At 64.6% G+C, this 24313-nt stretch carries 26 protein-coding genes; 9 read left to right on the forward strand and 17 right to left on the reverse strand.

Annotated features, from left to right (window positions below; all coding sequences use genetic code 11):
- Window positions 1-2: 2 nt before the first annotated feature.
- Together NATTI_RS0101245 and NATTI_RS0101250 are read right to left on the reverse strand one after the other, a co-directional pair.
- Complete coding sequence (locus NATTI_RS0101245) at window positions 3-1082, reverse strand: carbohydrate kinase family protein (RefSeq protein WP_006091642.1); 1080 nt, start codon at window positions 1080-1082, stop codon at window positions 3-5.
- A 168-nt stretch (window positions 1083-1250) separates the two neighbouring features.
- Window positions 1251-2720: an aldehyde dehydrogenase family protein gene (locus NATTI_RS0101250; RefSeq protein WP_006091644.1), complete on the reverse strand. Its 1470-nt coding sequence runs from the start codon at window positions 2718-2720 to the stop codon at window positions 1251-1253.
- A gap of 206 nt (window positions 2721-2926) precedes the next feature.
- Here NATTI_RS0101250 and dpsA point away from each other — a divergent pair, with 206 nt between their 5' ends.
- Entirely contained in the window at window positions 2927-3472 is a 546-nt protein-coding gene (gene dpsA, locus NATTI_RS0101255; RefSeq protein ID WP_006091645.1) for a DNA starvation/stationary phase protection protein DpsA, read from the forward strand.
- A 117-nt stretch (window positions 3473-3589) separates the two neighbouring features.
- Here the strand turns inward: dpsA and NATTI_RS0101260 are convergent, their stop codons facing one another.
- Window positions 3590-3982: a hypothetical protein gene (locus NATTI_RS0101260; protein WP_006091647.1), complete on the reverse strand. Its 393-nt coding sequence runs from the start codon at window positions 3980-3982 to the stop codon at window positions 3590-3592.
- Window positions 3983-4156: 174 nt separating this feature from the next.
- Entirely contained in the window at window positions 4157-4321 is a 165-nt protein-coding gene (locus NATTI_RS26360; RefSeq protein WP_006091649.1) for a hypothetical protein, read from the reverse strand.
- Between the two features lie 130 nt (window positions 4322-4451).
- Here NATTI_RS26360 and NATTI_RS0101270 point away from each other — a divergent pair, with 130 nt between their 5' ends.
- On the forward strand, window positions 4452-4991 hold the full coding sequence (locus NATTI_RS0101270) for a macro domain-containing protein (RefSeq protein WP_006091651.1): 540 nt from the start codon (window positions 4452-4454) through the stop codon (window positions 4989-4991).
- A gap of 76 nt (window positions 4992-5067) precedes the next feature.
- Here the strand turns inward: NATTI_RS0101270 and NATTI_RS0101275 are convergent, their stop codons facing one another.
- The 4 genes from NATTI_RS0101275 to NATTI_RS0101290 form a co-directional block, all read right to left on the reverse strand.
- Complete coding sequence (locus NATTI_RS0101275) at window positions 5068-5445, reverse strand: hypothetical protein (protein ID WP_006091653.1); 378 nt, start codon at window positions 5443-5445, stop codon at window positions 5068-5070.
- A gap of 142 nt (window positions 5446-5587) precedes the next feature.
- Window positions 5588-6583: a phosphoribosylformylglycinamidine cyclo-ligase gene (gene purM / locus NATTI_RS0101280; protein ID WP_006091655.1), complete on the reverse strand. Its 996-nt coding sequence runs from the start codon at window positions 6581-6583 to the stop codon at window positions 5588-5590.
- A gap of 69 nt (window positions 6584-6652) precedes the next feature.
- The gene (locus tag NATTI_RS0101285) at window positions 6653-7285 is read right to left on the reverse strand and encodes a zinc metalloprotease (RefSeq protein ID WP_006091657.1); all 633 of its coding nucleotides are present in this window, start codon (window positions 7283-7285) and stop codon (window positions 6653-6655) included.
- On the reverse strand, window positions 7282-9051 hold the full coding sequence (locus tag NATTI_RS0101290) for a TraB/GumN family protein (protein ID WP_006091659.1): 1770 nt from the start codon (window positions 9049-9051) through the stop codon (window positions 7282-7284). The genes NATTI_RS0101285 and NATTI_RS0101290 overlap by 4 nt, the downstream gene beginning before the upstream one ends.
- A 173-nt stretch (window positions 9052-9224) precedes the next feature.
- On the opposite strand from NATTI_RS0101290, the gene NATTI_RS0101295 reads away from it, so the two are divergent.
- On the forward strand, window positions 9225-9671 hold the full coding sequence (locus tag NATTI_RS0101295) for an acyl-CoA thioesterase (protein ID WP_019991543.1): 447 nt from the start codon (window positions 9225-9227) through the stop codon (window positions 9669-9671).
- 37 nt (window positions 9672-9708) lie between these two features.
- Here the strand turns inward: NATTI_RS0101295 and NATTI_RS0101300 are convergent, their stop codons facing one another.
- From NATTI_RS0101300 to NATTI_RS0101315, 4 genes are all read right to left on the reverse strand, one after another.
- Window positions 9709-10812 carry a S66 family peptidase gene (locus tag NATTI_RS0101300; protein ID WP_006091661.1) on the reverse strand — a complete coding sequence of 368 codons (1104 nt, stop codon included), beginning with the start codon at window positions 10810-10812 and terminating at the stop codon, window positions 9709-9711.
- Window positions 10813-10946: 134 nt separating this feature from the next.
- On the reverse strand, window positions 10947-11192 hold the full coding sequence (locus NATTI_RS0101305; protein WP_027119023.1) for a glycine zipper 2TM domain-containing protein: 246 nt from the start codon (window positions 11190-11192) through the stop codon (window positions 10947-10949).
- 95 nt (window positions 11193-11287) lie between these two features.
- Window positions 11288-12067 (reverse strand): HAD-IIA family hydrolase, encoded by a 780-nt coding sequence (locus NATTI_RS0101310; protein ID WP_006091664.1) that lies wholly within the window; start codon window positions 12065-12067, stop codon window positions 11288-11290.
- A gap of 240 nt (window positions 12068-12307) precedes the next feature.
- On the reverse strand, window positions 12308-12697 hold the full coding sequence (locus NATTI_RS0101315) for an SHOCT domain-containing protein (RefSeq protein ID WP_006091666.1): 390 nt from the start codon (window positions 12695-12697) through the stop codon (window positions 12308-12310).
- Window positions 12698-12865: 168 nt separating this feature from the next.
- On the opposite strand from NATTI_RS0101315, the gene NATTI_RS0101320 reads away from it, so the two are divergent.
- Window positions 12866-13336: a hypothetical protein gene (locus NATTI_RS0101320; protein ID WP_006091668.1), complete on the forward strand. Its 471-nt coding sequence runs from the start codon at window positions 12866-12868 to the stop codon at window positions 13334-13336.
- A gap of 110 nt (window positions 13337-13446) precedes the next feature.
- Here NATTI_RS0101320 and NATTI_RS25940 read toward each other — a convergent pair whose 3' ends face one another.
- A complete protein-coding gene (locus NATTI_RS25940) occupies window positions 13447-13581 on the reverse strand; it encodes a rubrerythrin-like domain-containing protein (RefSeq protein ID WP_006091670.1) in 135 nt (44 codons plus the stop codon).
- A gap of 210 nt (window positions 13582-13791) precedes the next feature.
- Window positions 13792-13974 carry a DUF7501 family protein gene (locus NATTI_RS0101330; RefSeq protein WP_006091672.1) on the reverse strand — a complete coding sequence of 61 codons (183 nt, stop codon included), beginning with the start codon at window positions 13972-13974 and terminating at the stop codon, window positions 13792-13794.
- Between the two features lie 256 nt (window positions 13975-14230).
- Here NATTI_RS0101330 and NATTI_RS0101335 point away from each other — a divergent pair, with 256 nt between their 5' ends.
- Entirely contained in the window at window positions 14231-15451 is a 1221-nt protein-coding gene (locus NATTI_RS0101335; protein ID WP_006091674.1) for an MFS transporter, read from the forward strand.
- Between the two features lie 77 nt (window positions 15452-15528).
- Window positions 15529-15657 (forward strand): rubrerythrin-like domain-containing protein, encoded by a 129-nt coding sequence (locus NATTI_RS25945; RefSeq protein WP_006091675.1) that lies wholly within the window; start codon window positions 15529-15531, stop codon window positions 15655-15657.
- A gap of 184 nt (window positions 15658-15841) precedes the next feature.
- Here the strand turns inward: NATTI_RS25945 and NATTI_RS0101345 are convergent, their stop codons facing one another.
- On the reverse strand, window positions 15842-19729 hold the full coding sequence (locus tag NATTI_RS0101345) for a disk-shape morphogenesis protein volactin (RefSeq protein WP_006091677.1): 3888 nt from the start codon (window positions 19727-19729) through the stop codon (window positions 15842-15844).
- 157 nt (window positions 19730-19886) lie between these two features.
- On the opposite strand from NATTI_RS0101345, the gene NATTI_RS0101350 reads away from it, so the two are divergent.
- Complete coding sequence (locus tag NATTI_RS0101350) at window positions 19887-20228, forward strand: hypothetical protein (RefSeq protein WP_006091678.1); 342 nt, start codon at window positions 19887-19889, stop codon at window positions 20226-20228.
- Window positions 20229-20263: 35 nt separating this feature from the next.
- Here NATTI_RS0101350 and NATTI_RS0101355 read toward each other — a convergent pair whose 3' ends face one another.
- Both NATTI_RS0101355 and NATTI_RS0101360 read right to left on the reverse strand, forming a co-directional pair.
- Complete coding sequence (locus NATTI_RS0101355) at window positions 20264-21100, reverse strand: MOSC domain-containing protein (RefSeq protein WP_006091680.1); 837 nt, start codon at window positions 21098-21100, stop codon at window positions 20264-20266.
- Between the two features lie 106 nt (window positions 21101-21206).
- Window positions 21207-21464, reverse strand: coding sequence for a HalOD1 output domain-containing protein (locus tag NATTI_RS0101360; RefSeq protein ID WP_006091683.1), 258 nt, complete (start codon window positions 21462-21464; stop codon window positions 21207-21209).
- A 160-nt stretch (window positions 21465-21624) separates the two neighbouring features.
- On the opposite strand from NATTI_RS0101360, the gene NATTI_RS0101365 reads away from it, so the two are divergent.
- Together NATTI_RS0101365 and NATTI_RS0101370 are read left to right on the forward strand one after the other, a co-directional pair.
- Entirely contained in the window at window positions 21625-22080 is a 456-nt protein-coding gene (locus NATTI_RS0101365) for a dCTP deaminase/dUTPase family protein (protein ID WP_027119024.1), read from the forward strand.
- A gap of 128 nt (window positions 22081-22208) precedes the next feature.
- Window positions 22209-23987: an alpha/beta hydrolase family protein gene (locus NATTI_RS0101370; protein WP_019991544.1), complete on the forward strand. Its 1779-nt coding sequence runs from the start codon at window positions 22209-22211 to the stop codon at window positions 23985-23987.
- Window positions 23988-24313 lie beyond the last annotated feature (326 nt).

Raw genomic sequence — 24313 nt, forward strand, 5'->3', positions numbered from 1 at the left:
TCTCAGCTATCGCTCGGGGGGCTCTCGGCGCCGTCTTCGAGAATCGAATCGACCGCATCTCGAGTCGGCAGCGATGTCATCGCTCCCGTCCCGGTTGTGGTCGTCGCCGCGACCGCGTTCGCGAACGCGAGTGTCGCCTCGAGCGATCGATCGTCGCGTAACGCGGCGATTACGCCCGCGACGAACGCATCCCCTGCGCCGGTCGTGTCGACGACGTCGACATCGAATCCGGGGTGGCCGGCGAGTCGAAGATCGGTTTCGGCCGCAGTCGACCTCGAACCGGCCGTCGTCCACGGCGCACATGGGGACGAGACCACGACGGCTCCCTCGCCCCCGCGCGTCACGAACACGGTATGCGGGCCGTCTTCCGCTCCACTGTCCTCGAGTACGGCTCGGGCGAGCGCCTCCGGCTTTGCCGACGACTCAGCGTCCGGTGACGAGTCGGACTCCGTCGACGCCGAATCGGCCTCGAATCCGAGCCGTTCGAGCTCCTCGACGGTCGCCTTGCAGACGTCGACGCGGGCGAGCGCGTCGCGGCCGACGCGGGTGAAGGTCTCCGTGTCGGGCCACAGCTCCGGCCGGAAATTCGGATCGAACGAGGTGGTACACCCCGCCGCGGACGCCCGCTCGAGCAGATCCAGCGTCGCCTCCCGCGACGCGCCGCTCGCGAGGGTGACGCCGCCGGTGTGAACCCACTCGAACTCCGCGAGCGTCGCGTCGTCCACTCGTCCGGACTCGAGACGCGTATCCGCGGTTCCATCGCGATAGAAGCTGAACTCGCGGTCGCCCGTCTCGTCGTGGGTGACGAACGCCAGCGTCGTCTTCGCGCCGGGATCACGTTCGACGAATCGGGTCGGAAGCCCCGCCTCCGAGAGCGTCGACTCGAGGTAGCGACCGAACGGATCGTCACCGACGCGGGTCCAGAACTGGGGCGTCTGCTCGAGGCGAGCGAGACCGACGGCGACGTTCGCCGGCGCACCGCCGGGCCGACGCTCGAAGCCCGGGACCTCCTCGAGTGGCCCCGGACGTTCGGGCAAGAAATCGATCAGCGTCTCGCCGGCCACGAGTACGTCGTACGTCATGGCTCTCTTTCTCGCAGCCGGCAAGTTAGGCGTACCTGTGTCGGTCGATCGCTCTCGAGAATGGCGGCGCTGGATGGGGGGATGAACGAGAGCGGAGCGGTCGCAAGCGATCAGCGGGAACGTGCCGACCGGCGAGGACGCGGATGGGAGAGTTCGTCTGCGGTCGGATCAGAGCACGATACTCTTCTTGCGGAGCATCGCGTGGATGGAGGCGTCGAGACCCTCGCGGCCGATACCGGAGTCCTTGTTGCCGCCGAACGGAATGTCGCCGAGTCCGTGACTTGGCGCGCCGTTGATTCGCACCGCACCGGCGTCGACGCGGTTTGCGACGTCCATCGCGCGGTTGTGGTCGCTGGTGAAGACGGCGGCGTCGAGTGCGAGGTCGGAGCCGTTGGCGATCTCGAGTGCTTCCGTCTCGTCTTCAAAGGTCGTGACAACGGCGACGGGACCGAACTGCTCTTCATCGACGATGCGGGCGTCGTGGGGGACGTTCGCGAGCAGCGTCGGTTCGAAGAACTGGTTGCCCAGTTCCTCGGGAACGCCTTCGGGTGCGCGGCGCTCGCCACCGCGGACAAGGTCTGCGCCCTTCTCGATGGCGTCCTCGACGAGTTCCTCGACCCAGTCGGCCTGGTCTTCGCTGATGAGTGGCCCGAGGGCGGTGTCCTCATCGAAGAGGTCGCCGGCCGCCCAGCTATCCATTTCGTCGTCGATCAGTTCGACGAGGTCGTCGTGAACCGACTCGTGGGCGAGCACGCGCGAGACGGCCGAGCAGCGCTGGCCGGCGTACTTGAACGAGCCCTTGGCGCAGTTGCCCGCGACGTCTTCGAGGTCGGCGTCGTCGAAGACGATCGCCGGCGCGTTGCCGCCGAGTTCCATGTGGAGGTTGACCATGCCGCTCTCGCGGGCGACGTGTTTGCCCGCGCCCGAGGAGCCGGTCATCGCGACGGCGTTGATGCGGTCATCGCCCGACAGCACGTCGCCGATCTCGCTGGCTTCGCCGGGGACGAAGTTGAACGCGCCGTCCGGAATGCCGTCGACGTCGGCGATGACGTCCGCGAGGATCGCGGCCGAGATCGGCGTCTTGCTCGCCGGTTTGAGCAGGACGCTGTTGCCGGCGGCGAGTGCAGGGGCAACCTGTAATGCTGTCGTGGCCAGCGGATAGTTGTACGGCGTGATACAGAGCACCGCACCGATCGGCTCGTGTTTGACGATGGCCTGCCAGCCCTCGTGGCCCTCCGTCGAGCCCTCGCGGTACTCGCCTTTGCTAACGATGTTTCGGGCCTCCTCGGCCGCGCGATCGAATCGCTCTGCAGCCTGTCCGACCTCGCCGCGTGCCGAGGAGACCGGTTTGCCGGCCTCGCGGACGATGATCTCCGTCAGTTCCTCCTCGCGTTCCCGAAGCCCGTCGGCGATCTCCTCACACCAGGTAGCGCGCTCGACGACCGACGTCTCGCGCAGCTCCGGTTTGATCTCGTGGGCCGCCTCGAGCGCGGTCTGTGCCGTCGCCGGATCCGCGGCGTCGACCTGTGCGAAGGTGCCGCCGTCGGCGAGATCCGAGACCGTGATTACGTTCTCCATCTCGAGCCACTCCCCGTCGACGTAGATCCGCTCTCTCCGCTGTGCGACTCTCGTTGCCATACTAACGCGTAGGACGCCCACACTAAAAATGTTTACTCACTCTCGAAAAAACTACACTTCGTGGAGTGGTGACAGTTGACGATGGTGGGAATGCTGAACAACCCGAAATATAACGGTGCACTGGGAAACAAATATTCCTGCATACGAAAAAAATATTTTGGCATGGGCAATCTTTAAGTGGAACGCGCGTGTACTAGTGAAATACGATGAGCACCCAGAAGACCGTCCGTCAACAGGCCGACGTCGTCGAGGAGAACGAACTTCGCCTCGATCAGGAGAAGGCCGAACAGATCGTCGAAGCGCTCAACACGGAGCTTGCGAACGCGTACGTGCTGTACCACCAGCTCAAAAAACACCACTGGGTCGTCGAGGGCGCGGAGTTCCTCCCGCTGCACGAATTCTTAGAGGAGGCCTACGAACACGTGGAGGAAGGCGCGGACGTTATCGCCGAGCGCACTCAGGCCCTCGGCGGCGTCCCCGTCTCCGGTCCGACCAACCAGGAGCGCCGCGCCACCGTCGAGTTCGAGGGCGAGGACGTCTACGACGTCCGGACGATGTTCCAGAACGACCTCGAGATGTACGGCGACATCATCGAGTCGATGCGCGACAGCATCGAACTCGCAGAGAACCTCGGCGATTACGCCACCACCGAGATCCTGCGTGAGATCCTCGTGACGCTCGAGGAAGACGGTCACCACTTCGAGCACTACCTCGAGGACGACACCCTCGTGCTCGAAGAGGCGACGAAGTAGCGCGGCCGACGACGACGGTAGTCCGCTTCGATTCTCGTATTTTTACCCGCCGTGAGCGATAGCTGTGCGCTCGAGCGGTCGCCAGCCGTCAGTCGCCCGAGTGCGGTATCGCGCCGCTCATCGACGCCGAGAGATAATTCCCGCAAGGAGGGCGACGCCAACGAGACCGAGCAGCGGCCGGATCGGATCGACGTAGGTCGCCAGCCACGAGACGCTGAAGAGCGCGACGAGCACTGCGTTGCAGTGGGGACAGGCGACGGCGACGAACCCGCCCGCCGCACCACCGTACGCACAGCCGTCGCCGCCGCAGTCGTCGAGCGTCGCTCGCTGCGTGACGTACGCGCCGACCAGAATGGCCGTCAGCGACAGCAGCGCGTAATCGATCGCGGTTCGAGGAACCATGCGGTCGAACAGTGACGTCTGGAGGAGACCAGTGACGATGCCGGTGAATAGGAAGAATCCGCCCGCAGCGAGAGCGCCCTTCAGGAGCGCCGCTCGAGTGGCCTGCATGGGATCCGGTTTGGGAGCGGCGTACAAATCCTCTGTGGCTGTGCGTTCGGGAAGGGGGGAATCGATTCGGGCCGACGAGCGGCGCTCGTTTCGAGCGAACGGGGACGAACGCGTTCGCTGCACACGGTCCCGAAGCGGCTATCGATCAGTGGGAAACAGATTCGGCGCTCCGACTCACCGCTGGAGGTCGACGGCGCAATCGGCGGCGATCCAGCCGTCGGTGTTGCCGCGTTCGGTGATGATGAGTTTGCCGGGGCGGGGCACGTGGCTGCTCACGACCGCCGACGGCTCCTCGAGCGTCTCGGAGTCGGAATCCTTCCTGCGGGCGGGTACGTCCATCACGTGTTGTTAGGTGAGCCTAAATCTAAAAAGGTTTTGGTCGGCCTAAGATCGTGGGAGTCGGCGGGACTGGTTGGCTCGAGCAGTGGCATGGGTTACTTTCACACTGATCGCGACCGTAGCCGCACGCATGGAGTACGACGTCGTCCAGGGCGATATCGCCACACAGCCCGCCGACGCACTCGCCAACGCCGCCGGCACGAGCCTTCGAATGGGGTCGGGCGTCGCCGGCGCGCTCAGGCGGGGCGCGGGCGAAGAGATCACCGAGGAAGCCACGCGGAAGGGACCGGTCGACCTCGGCGCAGTCGCGGTCACCGACGCCTACGGCTTAGACGCCGAGTACGTGATCCATGCGGCCGCGATGCCCCACTACGGAGATGGGCAGGCGACCGCGGAGAGTATTCGTGACGCGACCCGGAACGCACTCGAGTGCGCCGACGACCTCGGCTGTCGGTCGCTCGTGATTCCGGCGCTCGGCTGTGGCGTCGCCGGCTTCGACCTCGCGGACGGAGCCGAGATCATCGACGAGGAGATTCGCAACTACGACCCCGACGCGCTCGAGGACGTCCGGTTCATCGCCTACAGCGACGAGGAGTACGACGCAGTCCGCGCTGCGACCGGAAAGGCGGAGCAGTCGGAACTGAAGGAAGGGAGCAAGGCGGATCGGTGACGGTACGGCCGAACCCCGCCGGCTCGGGGATCGGGCCGTCCGAAGGGACGATGTGCGCCGGTCGAACCGGGCTCGGTCACTCGACCGTAACCTGCGCGGACCCGCCGGTCACCGTCACCTCGTAGTAGCCGTCGGTCGGGATTTCGACCTCGAACGTCTCCTCGCCCTCGACGGTTTCGTCGAGTACCGGTCCGGAGTACGCTCTGGCCCCATCCTCGTCGCCGTCCGCGTTCTCGACCGTTTCGTCGAGATCGTAGCTGATCCAGACGTCGACGGTGCCCCCCTCTTCGACGGTCACACTCACCTCGAGTTCGTCGCCCTCCTCGACCTCGAAGGATTTTCCATCGTCGTCCTCGAGCTCCGCGGATAGCTCCGCTTCGTCTCCGAACGCACAGCCGGCCAGCGCGGCTGTGGCGGCGGTCGCAACGCCTGCCACGAATCGTCGTCGGTCCATGGATCTGTGCTCAACGACGACAGTGTTAATATCACGGTTGTCACTCACGACAGGATACCGACCGATATGGAACGAGACGACGGCAGAACGAGACTGACAGCAGAACCAAACGGTCAGTACCGAAACGGATCGCGATCGCGAGTTACTCGAGCGAGAGGCCGCGAATCTCCACGCTCTCGCCGTCCTCGACGCGACCGATGATCCGGCCGTCGGTGGCCGCGACGAGGTCGTCGGCTCGATCCTCGGGAACGGCGACGACGAAGCCGGTGCCCATATTGAACGTCCGGTGCATCTCTTCGTCGGTCACGTTTCCTTCCTCCTGGACGAACTCGAAGATCGGCTGGGCCGGGAACGGCTCCTCGATCACGTACTCGCGATCGCCCATTCGGAGCAGGTTCGTCCAGCCACCGCCCGTGATGTGGGCCGCCGCACGGACGTCGTGTTCGCGCATCGGCTCGAGCAGATCCGTGTAGATCCGCGTCGGCCGGAGCAGTTCCTCGCCGATCGATCGCTCCGGGTTCGGCGGGAATTCGTCGGTGTACTCGTGTGCGCGCGTGACGGCCTCTCGAGCGAGCGTCAGCCCGTTCGAGTGGATCCCGTTGGAGGCGAAGCCGACGAGCACGTCGCCGACCGCGGCCTCGCCCTCGAGAATGTCGTCTTTCCCGGCGAGGCCGGCGCAGGTGCCAGCGAGGTCGAAGCCCGAGACGACCTCGGGCATGACGGCCGTCTCGCCGCCCAGCAGGGTCATGCCGGACTCCTCGAGACCGACGGCAAGCCCCTCTCCGATCTCGTTCGTCAGGTCGTCGTCCGGTTCGTCGATCGCGAGGTAGTCGACGAACGCGACGGGTTCGACGCCTGCGGCGACGAGATCGTTGACGTTCATCGCGATGCAGTCGATTCCGATCGTCGAGAAGTCCGAGATAGCCTCAGCAACGATGAGTTTCGTTCCAACGCCGTCGGTCGCGAGCGCGAGATAGCGGTCGCCGATGTCGAGCAAGCCGGCGTACTCGGTCGTCAGGTCGCTGCCGAAGGCCTCGAGCAGTGCCGCGGTCGCATCCTCGCTGGCATCGATGTCGACGCCCGTCTCGGCATAGGTAAGCCGTTCCTCCTCGCTCCCGTCGTCCGCTGAGTCGGTCATGTCTGAACGACCTCCCGGCGCGAGCAAAAGGTCACCGGTCCGCTCGAGGCACGGGCTCGTTCGTCGAACTCAGAAGAGACCGACGAACAGCAACACGTATCCCGCGAGCGCCACGCTCGGGACGAAGACGAGCGCGAAGATCCCCTTGTTCCAGTCGTAGACGGACTTGCCATCCAGCGGCCCGAAGGGGATCATGTTGAACGCCGCCAGCAGGAGGTTGATCCAGACGCCCATCTGTCCGATGGTACCGAGCAGACCGGGGAAGAGCATCAGCGGCAGGAACATGAGCGCGAGCAGGTGGTTGGTGATCGGTCCGGCGAGGGCGATCATCGCGTTCTCCTTTTTCGTGATCCGGCCCCGGTGGTAGACGGCTCCCGGCGCGGCGAAGAGGAGCCCGATCAGCGCGCTCATGATCGCCAGAAACAGCATCTGGTAGTCCGCCCGAAACTCGGCGATCTGGCCGTACTCGATCGCGACGACCTTGTGGGCGAGTTCGTGCAACAGGAAGGCGACGCCGACGGTGACGAAGCTCAGTCCGACCATCGCGCCGAAGTAGCCGACTCCGGCCAGTCCACGGTGAATCGGGGCGAACAGCAGCGCGAACGCGACCGAGAGCGTGACCCACGCCACCGCCAGATCGAACAGCTCCTTGCTGCTGAAGGTGATCTCTGGTTCGGGCTGTGTACGGGTTGGCGTACTCATGTCACCAGCGCTCGAATCAATTCGAGCGTGTTCTCGGCGCCCCGAAGCAGTTCGCCCATCAGCGCGTCGACGCCACCGATCTCGGGGGCCAGCCACGGCACGACGACGATGAAGAACAGGAACGTGGCGATCATGCTCCCGATGTTCGTCAGCGCGACGATCATGATGAGCCGGAATAGCGGCACGTCGAACATCTCGGAGAGCGCGTCCTCCATCGGTCGATCGGCGTCGCCGACGATGTCGTTAAGCTGCTGGACGTCCCGTACGTTGACCGGTCGGTGTTTGAGTTCGACGTAGCCGGCGAACCAGCCGGGTGCCAACAGCGGGTTGATACTGGTCAACCAGGCGACGGAGCCACCGACGCCGGCACTGGTCCAGTGCGCACCGGCGAGGCGCGCGAGCGCGAACGCGAAGACGCCGTTGAACAGGAACCACGCGCCGAACAGCTGGAGCAAGAAGGTGTCCTGGACACCGGCCATAATCAGGAGGAAGAAAAAGCCGATGAAGCCGACCATAACCAGGTAGCCGAAAAGCTTGACCGGAGCGAATCGCCGCCCCGAGGCGGCTCCGGAGAGCGACTCGAGCGTCGGGATCTCCGTCGGGTTTGCCAAGTGACGCTCGATACCGGCTTTGTGGCCGGCACCGACGACGGCGACGACGTCGTACCCCTGGGTGCGCAACTGGTGGAGGTGGTTCGCGATGTAGGCGTCGCGTTCGTCGATCAGCGCGTTCGCCCCGCGGGGGCTAAACTGTCGGAACTCCTCCATCATCGCCCTGACGACGTCGCCGTCGGTCATCTCCTCGATGTCGACTTCCTCTATGTCCTCGACGTCGCTGCCGAGGGCGTCGAGGAAGACTCCGAGCACGGCACCGATCGCGACTCCGATACCGAGACCGGCGACGACGCCGACGGTCCCGCGGATCGCGTAGGTACCGGCGCTCTCGAAGGTCCCAGCCGAGAGCGGCCCGACGAACGTCTCGGTCGCGACCAGTGCGAGACAGCCGCCGACGCCCAGTACCGCTCCCGCGATGAGCCGTATCGAGAAGCCGCTGCGTATCCCGGTCGACTCGCCGACCGACTCGAGCGAGGGGAGAAAAAGCAGTCCGACGAGCGCTCCGCCGACGGCCCCGCCGATGGCAGCGCCGGCGTACTGGAGCGTGGTGGCGTCGGAGATACCGAGCAACAGCGCGTCGCCGAGGCCGAGCATGGGTGCGAGGAACGCGGCGAAAACGAACCCGACGAAGAGACCGGCCGCGGCACCGAACGCGAGCCCAATGGTTCGCGGGTCGGTGACGCCGAGGGCGAGTCCGCCGATCATTTTCATCTTCTCGGTGAATGATAACCGACTCCAGAACCGCTGGATCGTCACCTGAATGTCCCGGTCGACGAGTGCGACGCCGCTCCCGTTGCGTTCTGCGGCTTCGATGGCGGCTCGCATGTCCGCACCGGGTTCGATGTCGAACTTCTCGCCGAGTCGCGACTGGACGTAAGAGAGCATCCAGTAAGCCAGAAACTGGAAGACGGTGTTGCCCGAGAGGAGGTCCTTGGCCTCGATATCGTCGGGGGTGCCGCCTTGCATCTGATTGTACCGGTCCTCGTCGAGCTCGACGGCGACGACGTCCGGCTGTTCCCGATCGATCGTTTCGTGGACTTCGTCGACGCTCGCCTGCGAGACGTGTGCGGTCCCGAGAACGTGCACCGAGCCCTGTTCGTCAGCGGGGGGCTCCGGTGGCTCCGGCACGCCGGCGTCGCCTGCATCGCTCATTAGCGGATCAACTCGGCGGGGACTTTTACCAGTATCGAACTACAGAGAAATAATAAATTCGGTTCGCATCCTGTTGTATCTATATACAGGAGGTGAAAACTGCCGGCCGATTGCGGTCCCGTTCGCGAACGGCGACGACAAGAGTGATTGGGGACGTCGCGCAAGAACGACCGATGACGAATCTCATGGAGACGCTGGTCGAGAATCGCGAGATGGTTCAACCCAACCACGCCAACATGCTCGACACGGCCCACGGCGGGAACGTAATGAAGTGGATGGACGAGGTGGGTGCCATGTCGGCCATGCTCTTCTCCGGCGAGACCTGCGTCACCGCACGGGTCAATCAGATGAACTTCGAGCGCCCGATTCGCGTCGGCGATACGGCTTACATCACGGCCTACGTCTACGACTCCGGGACCTCGAGCGTGAAGTTTCGACTGATCACCGAACGCGAGGACCTGCGAACTCGAGAGCGTGAGAAGACCACCGAGTCCTACTTCGTCTACGTTGCCATCGACGAGCACAAGGAGCCGACGACGGTTCCCGACCTGACCGTCAGCAGCGAGGAGGCCGATCGGCTGCGACGGGAGGCGCTCGAGGGGGAAAACGGGAACTGTTGACCACCGCCGTCGCAAATCGGAGCACGGCCGTTCGGCGTCAGTCGAACCGAATCGTCTCGGTCCGCGGATCGATCTCGACGCGACCTCCGATCGGGATCGGCGTCGTCGGATAGGTGTGTCCAAAGTCGACGTCGAAGACGATCGGTGCGTCGGGGTTGTAGCGGGCGAAGATGTCCGCGATCGTCTCGCGCTGAGTCGCCCGGTACCGCTCGCGCTGCTCCGGCGGCTTGTCCGCCAGATGCGAGCGCGCCGCGGGCCGACCGACGAGCACCCCGTCGAAGCGCTCGAGCAGTCCCCGCTGGCCGAACGCCTCGAGGACGCGCGCGACCCAGGAGTGGGGCGGGACCTCCTCGGACGTCTCGAGGGCGAGAATCGCCCCCTCGAGGGCGTCGTCGTCGGGACGGAACCGGTCGGCGAGCAGCCGCTGTGCGAGGATTTCGAGACAGCCGCCCCAGACGCGTCCCTCGACGGGGTCGTGTCCTCGCGGCTGCTCGCTGCTCGTATCGTTCGCGGCTGTCGCCTCGCTTTCGCCGCCGGCCCACTTCCAGCCCGGATTCGGCTCGGTTCCGCGGGGCGTCTCGAGCGAGTCTGGGTCCGCCCAGTCGCCGGGTTCGTCGGTGAACTCGGGAGCCGGCTCGAGTGCCCCGAACGAATCGTCGAAGAACGCGCGCTCGACGTACTCGACCGTGTGCTCGAAGAGCCGACCGTCCATCCCCAGTTCGACGATCACGCTCGGGCCGTAGTAGGAGACGATGCCGAGATTCCACAGCGAGAGTGAGAGGTGTGTGTTATCACTGTAGCCGTAGAACCGGGTCGGATTCTCGCAGAGCACGTCGGGATCGAGGTGCTCGAGGATGCGTATCTGGTCGTTGCCCCCGAACGTGCTGATCACGCCGCCGATTTCGGGATCTTCAAACGCGTCCATCACGTCTCGAGCGCGCTCCGCGGGGTGGTCGGCGAGGGAGTCCGCGCTCTTCGACGCGGTGGGGTACTCGACCGGTTCGAGGTCGAACACTTCGCGCAGGCGCTCGAGCCCCAGTTCGTAAACGTGAGGAAAGTCGGTGGCCCGGTTCGACGCCGGCGCGACGACCGCGATTCGATCGCCGCGCTCGAGCGGCGGGGGCGTGTCGAATTCCGTCATGCACAGATCCTGTCGCTACGCCAGTAAATCAGTTCGGGGAACATTCGCGGCTAGTTCACAGTCCTCATGAACACTCGTATCCGTCTCTATAGGTCTGGAAATCGCAATAAAACGGCCCCTCGTCAAAACTGACTTCAGTTCTGGGGGCTGTCGCCGTCACCGTCGCTCGAGAGGGTTCCGAACTCGACCTCTCTGGCTTCCTCGAGATAGCTACTCGCGGAGTCGCGGGTGTCCGCGACGGTCATCCCAACCATCGCACCGATCGCACCGCCGGTGCTGGCTGCGTTTCGACTGAAGACTGAACCGATCGCGGCCCCGACCGCCGCGCCCATGGCTGCATACCGGGCGCGGAGCAGGACGCGTTTGAGACGTGCTTTCATACGTCTAGTAGCGTTACAGTTGCTGATAAATATGTCTCCCGGATGCACGATCTGCAGCGGATCGGTCGATATCGATGCAGAAACGACAGTCGCCCTTACAGCAGCGTCTCGATTTCGGCGAGGGACTCGAGGACGTGATCCGGTTGAACGGCCGCGGCCTCGAGATCGGCCTGCTCCGTGACGCCGGTACGGACGAGCACTGTCGTCATACCTGCCCGTTCACCCAGCGCGATATCGGTGTTCAGGCGGTCGCCGACGACGAGTGTCCGTTCGGGATCGCTCTCGAGGCGGTTCATCGCCGTCGCGGCGGCGATCGACGAGGGCTTACCCAGAATCGAATCGGCCTCGCGGTCGGCGACGGCTTCCATCGCGGCGATGATCGCGCCGGAACCGGGGATGAGTCCGCCGTCGATCGGAATCGTCGCGTCCGGATCGGTCCCGTAGAACGGCACGTCGCCCTCGAGCGCCCGCAGGGATTCCCAGAGCGTCCCGTAGGAGAACTCCTTGTCGAACGACCCCAGCACGACCTCGGCGGCGTCCGGATCGTCGGTTACCTCGACGGCCGCGTCCTCGAGAATCGTCACGAGTCGGTCGCTGCCGACGAGGTAGACCCGTTCGTTCGGATGGGTCGTCGCGAGATACTCCGCCGACACCGTTGCGGAGGTGAGGACGGCGTTCGGATCGACCTCGATTCCGTAGGGCTCGAGCGTCTCGCCGTAGTGGTCGCTCCCGCGCGTCGGATTGTTCGAAAACAGGAGTCTGTCGATGCCTGCGTCCTCGAGCGCGTGCAGGCCGTCGGTCACGTTCGGCAGCAGTTCCTCGCCGCGGACGATCGTCCCGTCGACATCCAGGATCGCCGCCTCGTAGTCGGTCATCGACCGTCTCTACGGTCGACCGGCGATTGAGTGTTGGGTTTGGGGAGGGTCTCGGTGAACTATCGTAGCAACTGAAAGACAATGCACACCCGACCGCAGAACGGCGTTGCGATCGATGTGCACACCGTTTCAGTTGTTACTATACTCACAACGGTTGCGGTCAGCAGCGGACGAAGCAGTACCGACGCGAACCCTCGTTTCGCGTTCCCCGTTTGCGGACGGAGCCCTTCCTGGCGAATGCTACCGAGAACGCTCGAGTTCGAGTTCCTCCGTCTCGATCCCGGCGGCTTCGGCCTGTTCGTTCGAATCGATCAGTCGGTCCAGTTTCGTCTCGAACTCCTCGTCGGAGAGTTCGCCGGCGGCGTATCGTTCCTGGAGTTTCGTGACGGGGTCAGGTTCGGCTTCCGACTCGTCAACTGTGGCATCGTCCGAACGCATCTCTTCCGTCTCCGAGCGCTCCACGAGATACCAGATGAGAAACGACGTCGCGACGAACAGGAGCGTGATCGCGAGGGCGAACCACGGGCCGGCCAACAGCAAGACGGCGATGATCACGATGTCGGCGAGGACGAACTTGATGGCGAAGATCTCCGTGAGACTGTAACTCCGACCATCGCTCTCACTGCCCATAGCCGACGTTCGGGGCGTCCGGAAATAATTGTAGGGATCGGTCACGACAAGTGACAGTATTGCCCCAAACCGCGATCGACGGGAGCAGCGATCGAGACGTTGCCGCCGACGACCGACAATCCGTGCGAGGTGGGAATTCTTTTGCACGCACCGTCCCTACGGTCGGCTATGACACTCGAGGTCGAAGCCCCCGATCCGCCGGAACTGGACTTCGTCGATCCCAACGAGTACGAGGACGCCACGATCAGTGCCGACGGCAACGAAGAGATCGACTACCGCCGCGAGGAACTTCAGGACTTCCTTGAGGAGGGCGCCTGGGAGGAAGCGATCGAGGAGTGGTTCGAGGACACCGATCTCGACGAGCGCGCGTACGGGATCGCTCGAGACCTCGATCTCTTCGCCGGCTTCGACTTCTTTTGGGACGATTTCGCCGACCGTGTCGGCTATCACGCTCCCGGGATTCCGGAGGACTGGCAGGAACGGGAGTACCATCCCGACCTCGATACGTGGGGCACTGTCTCGTCGATCAACGCCGAACTGACGGAGTTCGGCCAGATCGTCTCGGTGATCCTCAAAGAGGAATACATCGACTGGGAAGCCGAGTACGAACCGCCGGAGGATCTGCCGGATTTCGACTGACGAAGCGAGCGACAACGAGATAGAGACGCCAGCGATACCGCTCGAGCGCTACGATTCGAAAGTGGCGGTGAACTGTTGGGTGAGCTGTGGGCTGGTGTCGGTCGAGCGGACTACTCGCGCCCAACCGCGATACTTTTCGTGGCACCGCCACAGTCCGGACAGAGCGAGTCGGTCGCTTCGCGGTAGCCACAGTCACAGCACTCGTAGTACGATCGAGTCGGGGTGTACGGATCGGAGTAGATCATGTTGTGTTGAGATAACGCACCTCGAAAAAGCCTTCTCCTGATAGTCGTTCGAACAACCAGATCGCGATAAATAACCTAGCATAGTGGACAAAACACAAAACTAGCCGACACTGGCGGACGACGTAGCGGTTGTCGGCCGTTCGATCGCTCGTCACCGACCGTTCAATCGTTCGGGTCGCGTTCACGCGGCCACCTCCCACGGCGGACCGCCTACCCGGACCACTCGCCGGCGAGGTCGCCGCCGACGTTCTTTCGCCAGTGGTCGAACTCGGTGTTACAGTCGGGGCTATCGTCGATGTGATCGACGAATCCGGCACCGGGCGATGCGAGTTTCTCCCCGCAGAACGGGCAGGCGATGGGATCGGTCCAGTCCGTCGTGGTGTTTACTGCCATTGGTACCCGAATCTATCAGGATCGATCATATAGGTTTAGCCGGTTAAGATCTATTATAATTAATGTGCCATATAACCACAATACTAGATCAATACTCGCCGCGTAAAATCCCCCGTTCGATACCACAGCGTCCCGCCGGACCGAGAGATCGCTCATCGTCCGTTGCACCGGTGCGACCTCGAACAGTGATCGAGCCTCGAGTCCGGAATCGGAGACTATTCCCCCGTCGCTTCACGTATCTTCCCTCGAGAACGAGATGTCGGTTCGAGAGCGGGCCGGTCGGCTTACCCACTACGACGTCCTCGTAGTCACCGCAGCGATCTGGTTTCTCGCGAAATTCCTCCGATACGCCTTTCCCCCGCTGTTCGAGTCGTTTCAGCTGAGTTACGGCGTCTCGAACGCCGTACTCGGTGCCGCGTACACCGGATTCATGCTCGTCTACGCCGCGATGCAGTTCCCATCGGGCGTGCTCGCGGACCGGTTCGGATCGGTGGCCATCATCACGACAGGCGCAATCGTCGCGGCAGTCGCCGCACTCGTCCTCGTCGTCGACTCGCCGTTTCTCGTCCTCGTCGCCGCCATGCTCGTGATGGGTGCCGGCACGGGCGCGCACAAGACCGTCGCGGTTCGGCTGCTGTCACAGGCCTATCCCTCTCGAACGGGCCGAGCACTCGGGGTTCTCGATACGTTCGGCGCCTTCGGCGGCGTCGTCGCTCCGGCCGCCGTCGTCGCCGTTGCCGGCATGGGTTTCGCGCTGGGGGCGAGCTGGCGCCTGATCTTTCTGGTCGCCGGAGCCGTCGGGCTCGCGCTCGCCGTTGCCTTCTGGATTCGAGTGCCGAAACGGGTCCCGAGCGCCGCCGAGGGCGACGCCGCCACGAGCGCGCTCTCGGCTGCCGGGCTCTCCCAGTACGCGACGCTCTTTCGCGACTGGCGATTCTCGGTCTTCGCTCTCCTGACGGTGCTGTTTTCGTTCACGTACAACGGCTTCGTCGCGTTCGCGCCGCTGTATCTCACCCAGGAGGCCGGACTGGCCGATTCGACGGCGGGTTTGCTCTACAGCGCGCTCTTCCTCGCGAGTTTGAGCCAGCTCGCGACCGGCGACCTCAGCGACCGCGTCGGAAAGCTCCCGATCATCGTCTTGCTGCTCGGACTCGCCTCCGCCGCGCTGGTCGCGTTCATCTCCCTGACCGACACCGCCGGGCCGATCCTCCTCGGTGCCGCGTTGATCCTCGTCGGCGTCGGATCGCACGGCTTCCGCCCCGTCAGAGGAGCCTACCTGATGGCCGTGATCCCCGACGACGTCGCCGGCGGCGGACTCGGTGTCGTTCGGACACTACTGATGGCCGCCGGTGCGGTCGCCCCGGTGACCGTCGGGGCGCTCTCGGAGGTCGCCGGGTTCCAGCCAGCGTTCTGGCTTCTCGCGGCGTCGATCAGCTCCGCGACGGTGCTCGGCGCGTTGCTCTGGGTTTTTGACTAATGACCCCCGGTTCGATCCGCGCCGAGCACCGATTTACCACGGAAAGAGTTAACACACCTCGTGACGTACTCGTTCGTATGTCGCTCGCCGAATCACTCGAGTACGAGTGTCTGTCCTGTGACCACCGAGAGACGGTCACGGACGCAATCGTGAGCACCTGTCGGCGGTGTGGGGGCGAGATGCGCAACGTGGATCGGGTTCGGTAGTCGGAGTCGCTGCACGGTCGAGTCGTCGCCACAGCGCGGATGTCCGTGAGCAGCGCCACCGATTTTTGCTGCCGTTCGTGACCCCTCGAGAGACGATACTCAGCGGTCAACCGACGAGAACTCGGTGTTCGGTTCCAGAACGTGACTGATACGGTGACCGACTGCGATCACCGTCTCGATCGCCCTACCGGCTGAGGGCGACTGCGGCCCCGAACAGCACGAATCCGAGCACGACCGCGACGGCACCGACGACGGCGTCGCCGGCGAAGAGAAGTGTCCCGCCGGCGACGAGTCCGGCACCGCCACCACCGGCGGCCACCGGGATGCCGAGTTGCTGGACGGTACTCGAGTCGGATCGGCTCTCGTTCTCCGGTTGAGACTGCTGTTGATTCCGTACCTCGTCCAAATCCGCACGGAGGGCTTCGATATCAGCGTCCTGGGTCTCCAACTCCGTCCCGTCGACGGCCGACTCGAGGTCCTCGATCTCTGCTGCGAGCGTGTCGAGTCGAGCGTCGTGGCTCTCGAGGTCGGTCGCGTGGCTCTCGAGTCGGTCCCCGTACTCGCTCGTCCGATCGTCGAGCAGTTCGGTACGGGCAGCGACCTCGTCGACTCGATCTTCCGCGTCGTCGATCTCGTCCGCGAGGCCCTCGATGCGGTCGGGGGCGTCGTCGAGCGCAGCGGTCTCCTCCCGCGTCGAGGTGATTTCGCGCTCGAGAGTTTCGATCGTCTTCTCGAGCGCCGCAACATCGTCTTCGGAGACGGACGTCTCCTCGAGCCTCGTCACGCGTTCGTCGACCGTAGCGACACGCTCGCCAAGGTCATCGACCGTCGTGTCGAAATTCCCGACCGTGTCGTCGAGGTCCCCGAGTTCGGCCTCGACCGTCTCGGTAGTCGTTTCGACGCTCTCGAGTCGGTGCTCGACATCGGTGGAACGGCTGTCGACGGTCTCGAGATGCGACTCAAACTGATCCGTTTCGGCCGCCAACTCCGTCCGGAGATCGGCGACGGCATCCTCGAGGTCGTCCTCGAGCGCGTCGACGCGGTCTGTCAGTGTCGTCTCGACGTCCCCGAGTCGCGTTTCCACTTCCTCCACATCGGTCTCGAGCGTCCCGAGATCGCCGCCCACAGAATCGATCTCGGCAGTGAGCGATTCGACCGTCTCTCGCGTGTCGGTGAGCGAGTCGGACAGTGCTTCGACTGCGTCGTCGCTGACGGTCCCGCCGTCGAGTCGGTCGACGGCCGTCTCGAGCGCCTCGAGATCGTCTGCGACCGCCGTAATATCGTTCGCAACCGCCTCGGTCGCGTCGCCGAGTTCACCCTCCAGATCGGCCATCGTTTCCTCGAGGCGTGACTCAAGCGTCGCTTCGAACGCCTCGACTTCGTCCGTGAGCTCCCCGACATCGCCGTCGATCGCCTCGAAATCGGCTGCGAGATCGTCGACCGTCGACTCGAGCGCCGTTCGGCCCTCGAGTTCGGCCACCGTCTCCGAGACGGCCGTTATCGAGTCCCCGAGTTCGACGAGTTCCGCCTCGAGCGACGCGATTTCAGCTTCCACGTCGTCGACGCGGTCGCCGTCGGCTGCCGTCGAATCGATCTCGTCGATCGTCTCCCGAGCGTCCTCGAGTCGGCTCTCGAGATCCTCGGTGCGATCGGATACTGACTGCCGAACGTCGGCCACGTCGGTTTCGACCGATTCGATGTCGCCTTCGACAGCTTCGACGGTACGGTCGACGCGCTCGACGTCATCTTCGACCGTCTCGACCCGTTCGTCCATCGACTCGAGATCGTCCGTGACGGTTTTGACCTGATCGGCCGTCGACTCGAGATCGGTTTCGACCGACCCGACGCGGTCGTCCGTTTCGGCCAAGCGCTCGTCGACGCGCTCGAGCGTCGTCGCGGTCGCGTCGATCGCGTCGTCGAGTTCGGTGAGGCGGCCGTCGACGTTCTCGATCCGTTCGTCGACGGTCTCGAGTTCGGCATCGACGGCGTCTATCTCGTCCGCGATCGTCGTTTCGACGGCGTCGATGGCGTTTTCGAGTCGCTCGCGTTCGTCGGCCGACCGCTCCGTCGCCTCGTCGAGCCGATCCGAGACGCCGGTGATCTCGACCGACTGCTCTTCGAGCCGCCCGGCGAGCCCTTTGGCTCGAGTCTCGAGTCGGTCGACGTCCTCGTCGACGCGCTCGAGCGCGTCGTCGAGTTTCGAGACGGTCTCCGTGACCGTCTCGAGGTCGGCTTCGGAGGGAGTTTCGGCGTCCAGCGCCTCCAGTTCGGACTCGAGCGCGTCCAGGTCCGTTCGCCGGTTCTCGAGTCGGTCGTCGAGCCGCTCCGTTCGATCGGTAATCGCCTCGAGATCGCCGGCGAGATCACCGATGCGGTCGTCGAGGGCCGCTCGTTCGTCCGCGGTGATTTCCTCGACCGACTCGAGGGTCGCTTCGACCGACTCGAGATCGTTCGTGAGATCCGTTTCGACCGACTCGAGGTCGTCCGTCAGTCCCGCTTCGACCGACTCGATATCCTCCGTCAGTCCCGTTTCGAGGGCGTCGAGATCCCCGTCCAGCCCCGTCTCGAGTGCGTCGAGGTCTCCCGTGATGTCCGCCTCGAGCGACTCGATATCGTCGACGAGCGTTGATTCCACTCCCTCGATATCGTCCTCGAGCGCGTCGAAGGCCGCCGACAGCCCGTCGAGTTCGTCCCGCAGGTTGCTTTCGAGTTCGTCGACCGTTCCCTCGCTCGCGTGCGTCTCGCTTTCGGCTTCGAGGTCCCGCAGGTCGTCGGCGAACGCCTCGAGTCGCTCGTCGAGGTCCGCGACGGTCTCGGCGTCGGCCGCCCGCTCCTCGACGTAGTCGAGTTCCTCGAACGCGGACTCGAGATCGGTGCGGACCGACTGTATCTCCTCGTCGCGGGTTGCGAGTCGGTCGAACAGTTGATCGATGGCGTCGTTCGACCGGTCGCGATCCGTCTCGGCCCCACTGCCGACCGCGTCGTCGAACGCGAGAGTCGTTCGGCTGCCCGCGCCACTCGCCTCGGCCGTGTCTATCGCGGGCTCGTCTCCGTCGGAGCCACCGCCGTCGGAACCGTTCTCCGACCACGTAACGTCCTCGTAGGCGTCGACGTCGTCCTCGGCGGCTGCGAGTGCCCCTCTGGCCGCACTCGAGGCGGGATCGTCGGCCAGACGGACCCCGCGAACCGAGAACGGCAACGGTGCGGCGTCGAACCGGCCGCCGAGCAGGTACTCGAGCCCCTCGACGGTCCCCGGCCCGGCGACTGCGATCGGGACGGCTAACCCCTGTTGGACGTCGTTCTCGTCGGCTTCGGTCTCGAGCGCGTCGACGACGTCGCCGATCAGCGCGTCGAACGCCTGTGCGAGCGCGCTCTCGATATCGCCGGACGCCGCGTCGGGATCGAGCGTAAACTCTTCGAGCACGCTCGCGACCCGTGCGGGCTCGTGGCCGGTATCGCCGGCCGCACGCTGGACGACCCACTCGCTCCCGTTGCCCACTGAGAACGCAAGCGCGGGAACGCCGTAGTAGGCCAGCGAGATGCTCGTCGTCTGCGGGCCGATACAGATCCCCAATCCGGTGTAGTTGTCGCCTGCGAACTGATCGTAGACGACGGCGAAGCCCCTGCTGGTCGGCGTCGCGTCGACACCGAGATCCGTGAACACCGATTCGAGGGCATCGCGGTGTGCGTCCGTCGGTTCCGCCGCGTCGACGACGGTTCCCGGCGTCGTGTAACAGAGTCGGTCGTCGTCGGTCTCGATCTCGAGTACGTCGTCGACGAGCGCCTCGAGGGCCGGTTCGACGTACTCGTCGACGGTGAGAACGCCGTGCGAAAACAGCGACTCGGGGGTTTCACCCGTCGCGTCGGTGACGGCGAGGGCCGCCGCCCCGACCGCGTAGGTGGTCTCGTCGTGTTCGACCAGTAGCTCCTCGTCCACCCCGTTACCGACCGACTCGAGGGTCTCGTCGTCGGTCGAAACGACGACCGGCGGTACCGATTCGATCGCCACCCCATCGGCCGCGTCGGTAGCCGCACGGAGTGCCCCAGGTCCGATATCGAGACCGTGTCCCATGCCGTCGATGAGTCGGAGCGACCTCTTTGAGCTTTGGTCTCGAATACCAGATGTGAAAATCAGCGCGGAGCGCCGACACAGTGCGCGGAGTCGGCGACCGGCTCCCGCGTTCACCTGCCGGCATCCCGTTTTTCGCCGTCGGTCACGACCGTCGACTATGGAACACGAACGCCAACTCGAGGCCGACCTCGAGGCGGCGATTCTGGACGTCCGGCGGGACGACGACGAACTCGAGATCGGGCAGGTCAGCGAGTACCTGCTCTCCGAGGACCGTATCAATCGCTATCTGATCGGGCTTCAAGACGAGTGTACGCGCGCCTCGTTCTACTGTACGGCGACCAGGTCGATCGCCTACAAACCGGTTACGGGTGAGTCGCCGTCGAAACTCGTCGATACGGTTCCGGGTCTCGCCAACCGAAAACAGCTACGCGACTGGATCGTCGATCAGGAGTGGTCGTGGATTCACCCGCGATATCGGTGGCTGATCGAGTCCGAGTGAAGCGAGCGGATCGAACGACGGCAGTTCGGTCGACATCACTCGGCCGGACTCGGATCCACGGCGGTCTCGCCGACGCTGACCGGGTCGCCGACGGAGAGCGTCTCGCCCCACGACGACTCGGGAACGTACGTGTTGACCATCAATCGGAAGTAGTGGTCGAACCACGCCTCGCTCGCCCACTCCGGAAGGGTCGCCTCTCGCTGTTCGACGAACGTCTCGCGAAATCCCTCGGTCGACTCGCCAGTGTCTGGGTCGCGTATCGGGACGACACACCGCTGGCACGGGTTGACACCCTGCAGCGTGACCGAACCGATATCGAAGGGAACGACCTGCCCGGGCGCGTCGTAGAGTCGATCCTCCCAGAACGCCGGCGCGTCGAGCACGAGGTTCGGACGCAGTCGTCGACACATCTCGTCGGTATCGATGTCGTCGTACCACGAGGCGACCGCCTCGAGCGTGCCCGTACTGATGACCGTCGGTCCCGAGGCGTCCGTATCGTCTGGAAACCCGCCCTCGTCGTCGCGAACGACCTCGACCGGGTAGCCGAAGTAGTCCGACAGCCACGAGGCGAAACAGTCCCGATCGAGTTCGAGGTGGAACGTGACGGTTTCGTCGCTCCCGCGTTCGCCCACCGTGACCGTTTCGCGCTCGAGATCGTACGTCGCCTCGAGGTTGTGAATCAGTCGTTCGCGTTTGCCGTTGACGTACTGCCCGACCGAGTCGGTCGTCGAATCGGTCTCCGACGGCTGCTCGACGATCGCGTACCGTCGATCCCACGCGAGTCCACCGTTGTCGACGATCTCGCCCGCTCCGATCGACACCGCGTCGAGGGATTTGATCGGATGGACGCGAATGCGCTCGAGGCGTACCATTGGCCGTACCCTCAGTCCGGCGGCTCTTAGCTGTGTTCGTTTCACGCAACATCGAGTGATATTCGGCTCCGGCGAGTTCGGATACAGCTCGCCCGGAACGCCCCGGTTACGCCTTCGCTTTCGTCGGCGTCGCGTCAGGCGTCGGCTCCGACACGCGAATCTCACCGTCGCCGTCGACTTCAACGGTGTAGCCACAGTAGGTAAACGTCACGGACGCCTCCACTCCCGGCGTCGCGAGTAGCGACTCGAGCGCTTCCGTGTCGATCGCTTCGTGCAGCGAGGACTCTAGTTCGATGATGTCAACGCCTTCTCGTTCGGCGACGGCTTCGGTAATCTCGAGGACGAGTTCGTTGTCTCGGGCCATGTTCAGCGAGCCAATATCGTTCCATATAACAGTAGGGGATCGTATTCTGACGGGCGACAGACGCCCGTCAGACGCTCGGGAGACGCGTGGAACGTATCGCCTCCATGCCGGTCCGCCGAGGCCATACTTTTTGCCGCTCGAAGCCGTCGGTTCGATCGACATGTCAGCCGCGAACGCTCTCGCCGAGGCCGTCGACAACCTCGTCTACGAACCGGTACAGGTCCACGAGCACGGCGTCGATCTGACCGTCGGCGCGATCTACGAGGTCGCCGGTCCCGGCCGACTCGACTTCGGCGGCGACGAACTCGAGGACGCGGATCTCGAGCCGGTGCCCACCGAACTCCGAAACCCCGACGACGAGTACGGCTGGTGGGACCTCGAGGGCGGCCAGTACGTGATCCAGCACAACGAGTTTCTGACCGATCTCGAAGAGCCGGTCCAGCTCCAGCCGCGAAACGAACTCCTCGCTCGCGGCGGCTCGCATCCGTCGGTGCTGGTCGCGTCGCACCTGCCCTTGATGCCGCTAACCGTTTCGGAAGGCGGACTGCGGATCAAGGAGAACGCGCGGGTGTCGACGCTGATATCGACCGGGGGTCAGTCGCGCAACGCCGAGTAATTGATCGGCTCGGTTCGCTCCGATTCGCGCCACGAACGACCTTGGTCGGTCGGATTCTATTAGCCGATTCGGGCAACAATCCATCAGGATCGATAGTTTTGTACATTTCCCATCAAGTCACACAGTTGATGGGGGAGCCCACAGCACAGAATCCGGGGAGAACCGATAGCCGGCGGCTGCTCGTGGCGATCGCCGTCGGCCTCGTACTCGTCGGCGGCGGCACGGTCCTGGCAACCTGGACGACCACCGGTGGTGGCGATGTCGACATCCAGGAGACGACGATCGAGACCGACTCCGGTCTCGAGCTCTCGGCGACGGTGTACGAACCCGAGGGTGTGAGCGCTGACGATCCCGCACCCGCGGTCACGCTGATCCACGGTTACACCGGCGAGCGCGGGACGATGTCGTCGTTCGCCACCGAACTCGCGGATCGGGGGTACGTCGCCGTCACCGTCGACCAGCCCGGCCACGGCCACTCCGATCCGCCGGCGTTCGAGGACGGCTGGGGCGGTCCGGCGACGCTCGAGTACACCCGTTCGCTCGAGACCGTCGACGAGGACCGTATCGCGATGGCGGGCCACTCGATGGGCGGCTTCGCCTCGCTGGCGGCCGCCGAGGAACACCCCGACGGCTACGAGTCGATCGTCCTGATCGGCTCGACGTGGGGCGATGGTGGCGAGTTCGATGACGTGCCCGCGGCCAACGAGACATTCCCTCGAAATATGGCGGTCGTCTTCTCGCCGTACGACGAGTTCAGCCCGGCGATGTGGAACGAGACGGTTCCGGGCGATATCAACGAGGGCGAGAAGCTGGCGAGCGCGTTCGGCACCGAGCCGCCGGTCGAGCCGGGTTCGGTCTACGGGAACGTCGAAGATGGCACCGCACGAACGTACACCGCGCCGCCGACGATCCACACCGGCATGCACCGCTCGACGACGGCGGTCGCGGAGACACTCGAGTGGATCGAACTGACGATCGGCGAACCGGACCAGTACGAGACCGTCTCGGCGGGCGGCCAGTCGTGGTACTGGGCGTCGATCGGCCACGCGATCGCGCTGGCTGGTGGGTTCGTCGTGGCCATCGGAACGACGGCACTCGCGCGGCGTCGACTCGACGGGCCCGCGGTTGTGTCGTCGACGACGCCCGGGACCGACACTGGACTCTCGAGACCGATGCTCCTCGGACTCTCGGTACTCCCGGCGCTGACGATCTATCCCCTGTACGCCATCGGCACAGTTGTCGTCCCGGTGACGCGGCTCACGCACCAGGATCTCACGCACGGCTACGTCGTCTGGGCGCTCGGCACCGTCGCGCTCGCCGCCGGCCTCGTCCGCTGGCGACACGGCGGCGTCGATCGGGCCTCGCTCGAGGGTCTTGTCCCGAACGCGGACGTCGCCGGCCGTGCGCTCGCCAGTGCGGTCGCCGGCGCGCTCGCACTTTACGTCCTCGTGACGCTCGCGAACCTCGTCCCCGGCGGCGCGTTCAACGCCTGGGTCGTCGGGTTCGCCACGCTACCCGGACTGCGGTGGTTCTCGGCCGTCGTCTACGTCGTTCCCGTTACCGTCGCTGCCGTCGGCCTCGCGAGCGGGCTGCATCGTGCCCTCGGCTCGAACGGGTCGCTGCCTCGAGCGCTCGGCACCGGCCTCGCCCTGACCTGCGGTGGACTGCTCGTCTTCCTCGCGGTCCAGTACATCCCGCTGTTCCTTGGCTACGGGATGCCGGTGCCGGATCTCGGGCCGCTGGCGATCACGACGATCAGCGCGACCGGCGTGCTGGCTGCGGCCACGGTCGTCGCGGTCGCCGTGAATCGGCTCACTGGCTCGCCGCTACCGAGCGGGCTGCTGACGGGACTGCTCGTGACGTGGGTGATCGTCGGTACCGGGCCGATTCCCGTGGTTCCGTTCTAGCTCGCTGGTTGCATCGCTTTTGCTCGAGTCGCTTGATCTGCGTACGGTGGCGCGCGCCGTAACGCGGCCAATGTGATCGTCGGTGACGCCGACGGAGAAATTGAGGTCGCGGGTGAAGAAGCCCTCACCTGCAGGATGATTGGTTACGTTTTCCGCTTTCTCTTGATTGGAATTAAGTGTTTTGTATAGATTCTAATGGTGAGAGTTTGCTAAGAGATGGATACGATTCTCGAACTGACCGCTATTCGAGGTCGTAACCCCATCCCCAGAGCTGGTCCGTGCCGTCGTCAATCTGCTTGAGGGCAACAAGAAGTGCAACCTCCCGG

Source organism: Natronorubrum tibetense GA33, from assembly GCF_000383975.1.
GTDB lineage: Archaea > Halobacteriota > Halobacteria > Halobacteriales > Natrialbaceae > Natronorubrum > Natronorubrum tibetense.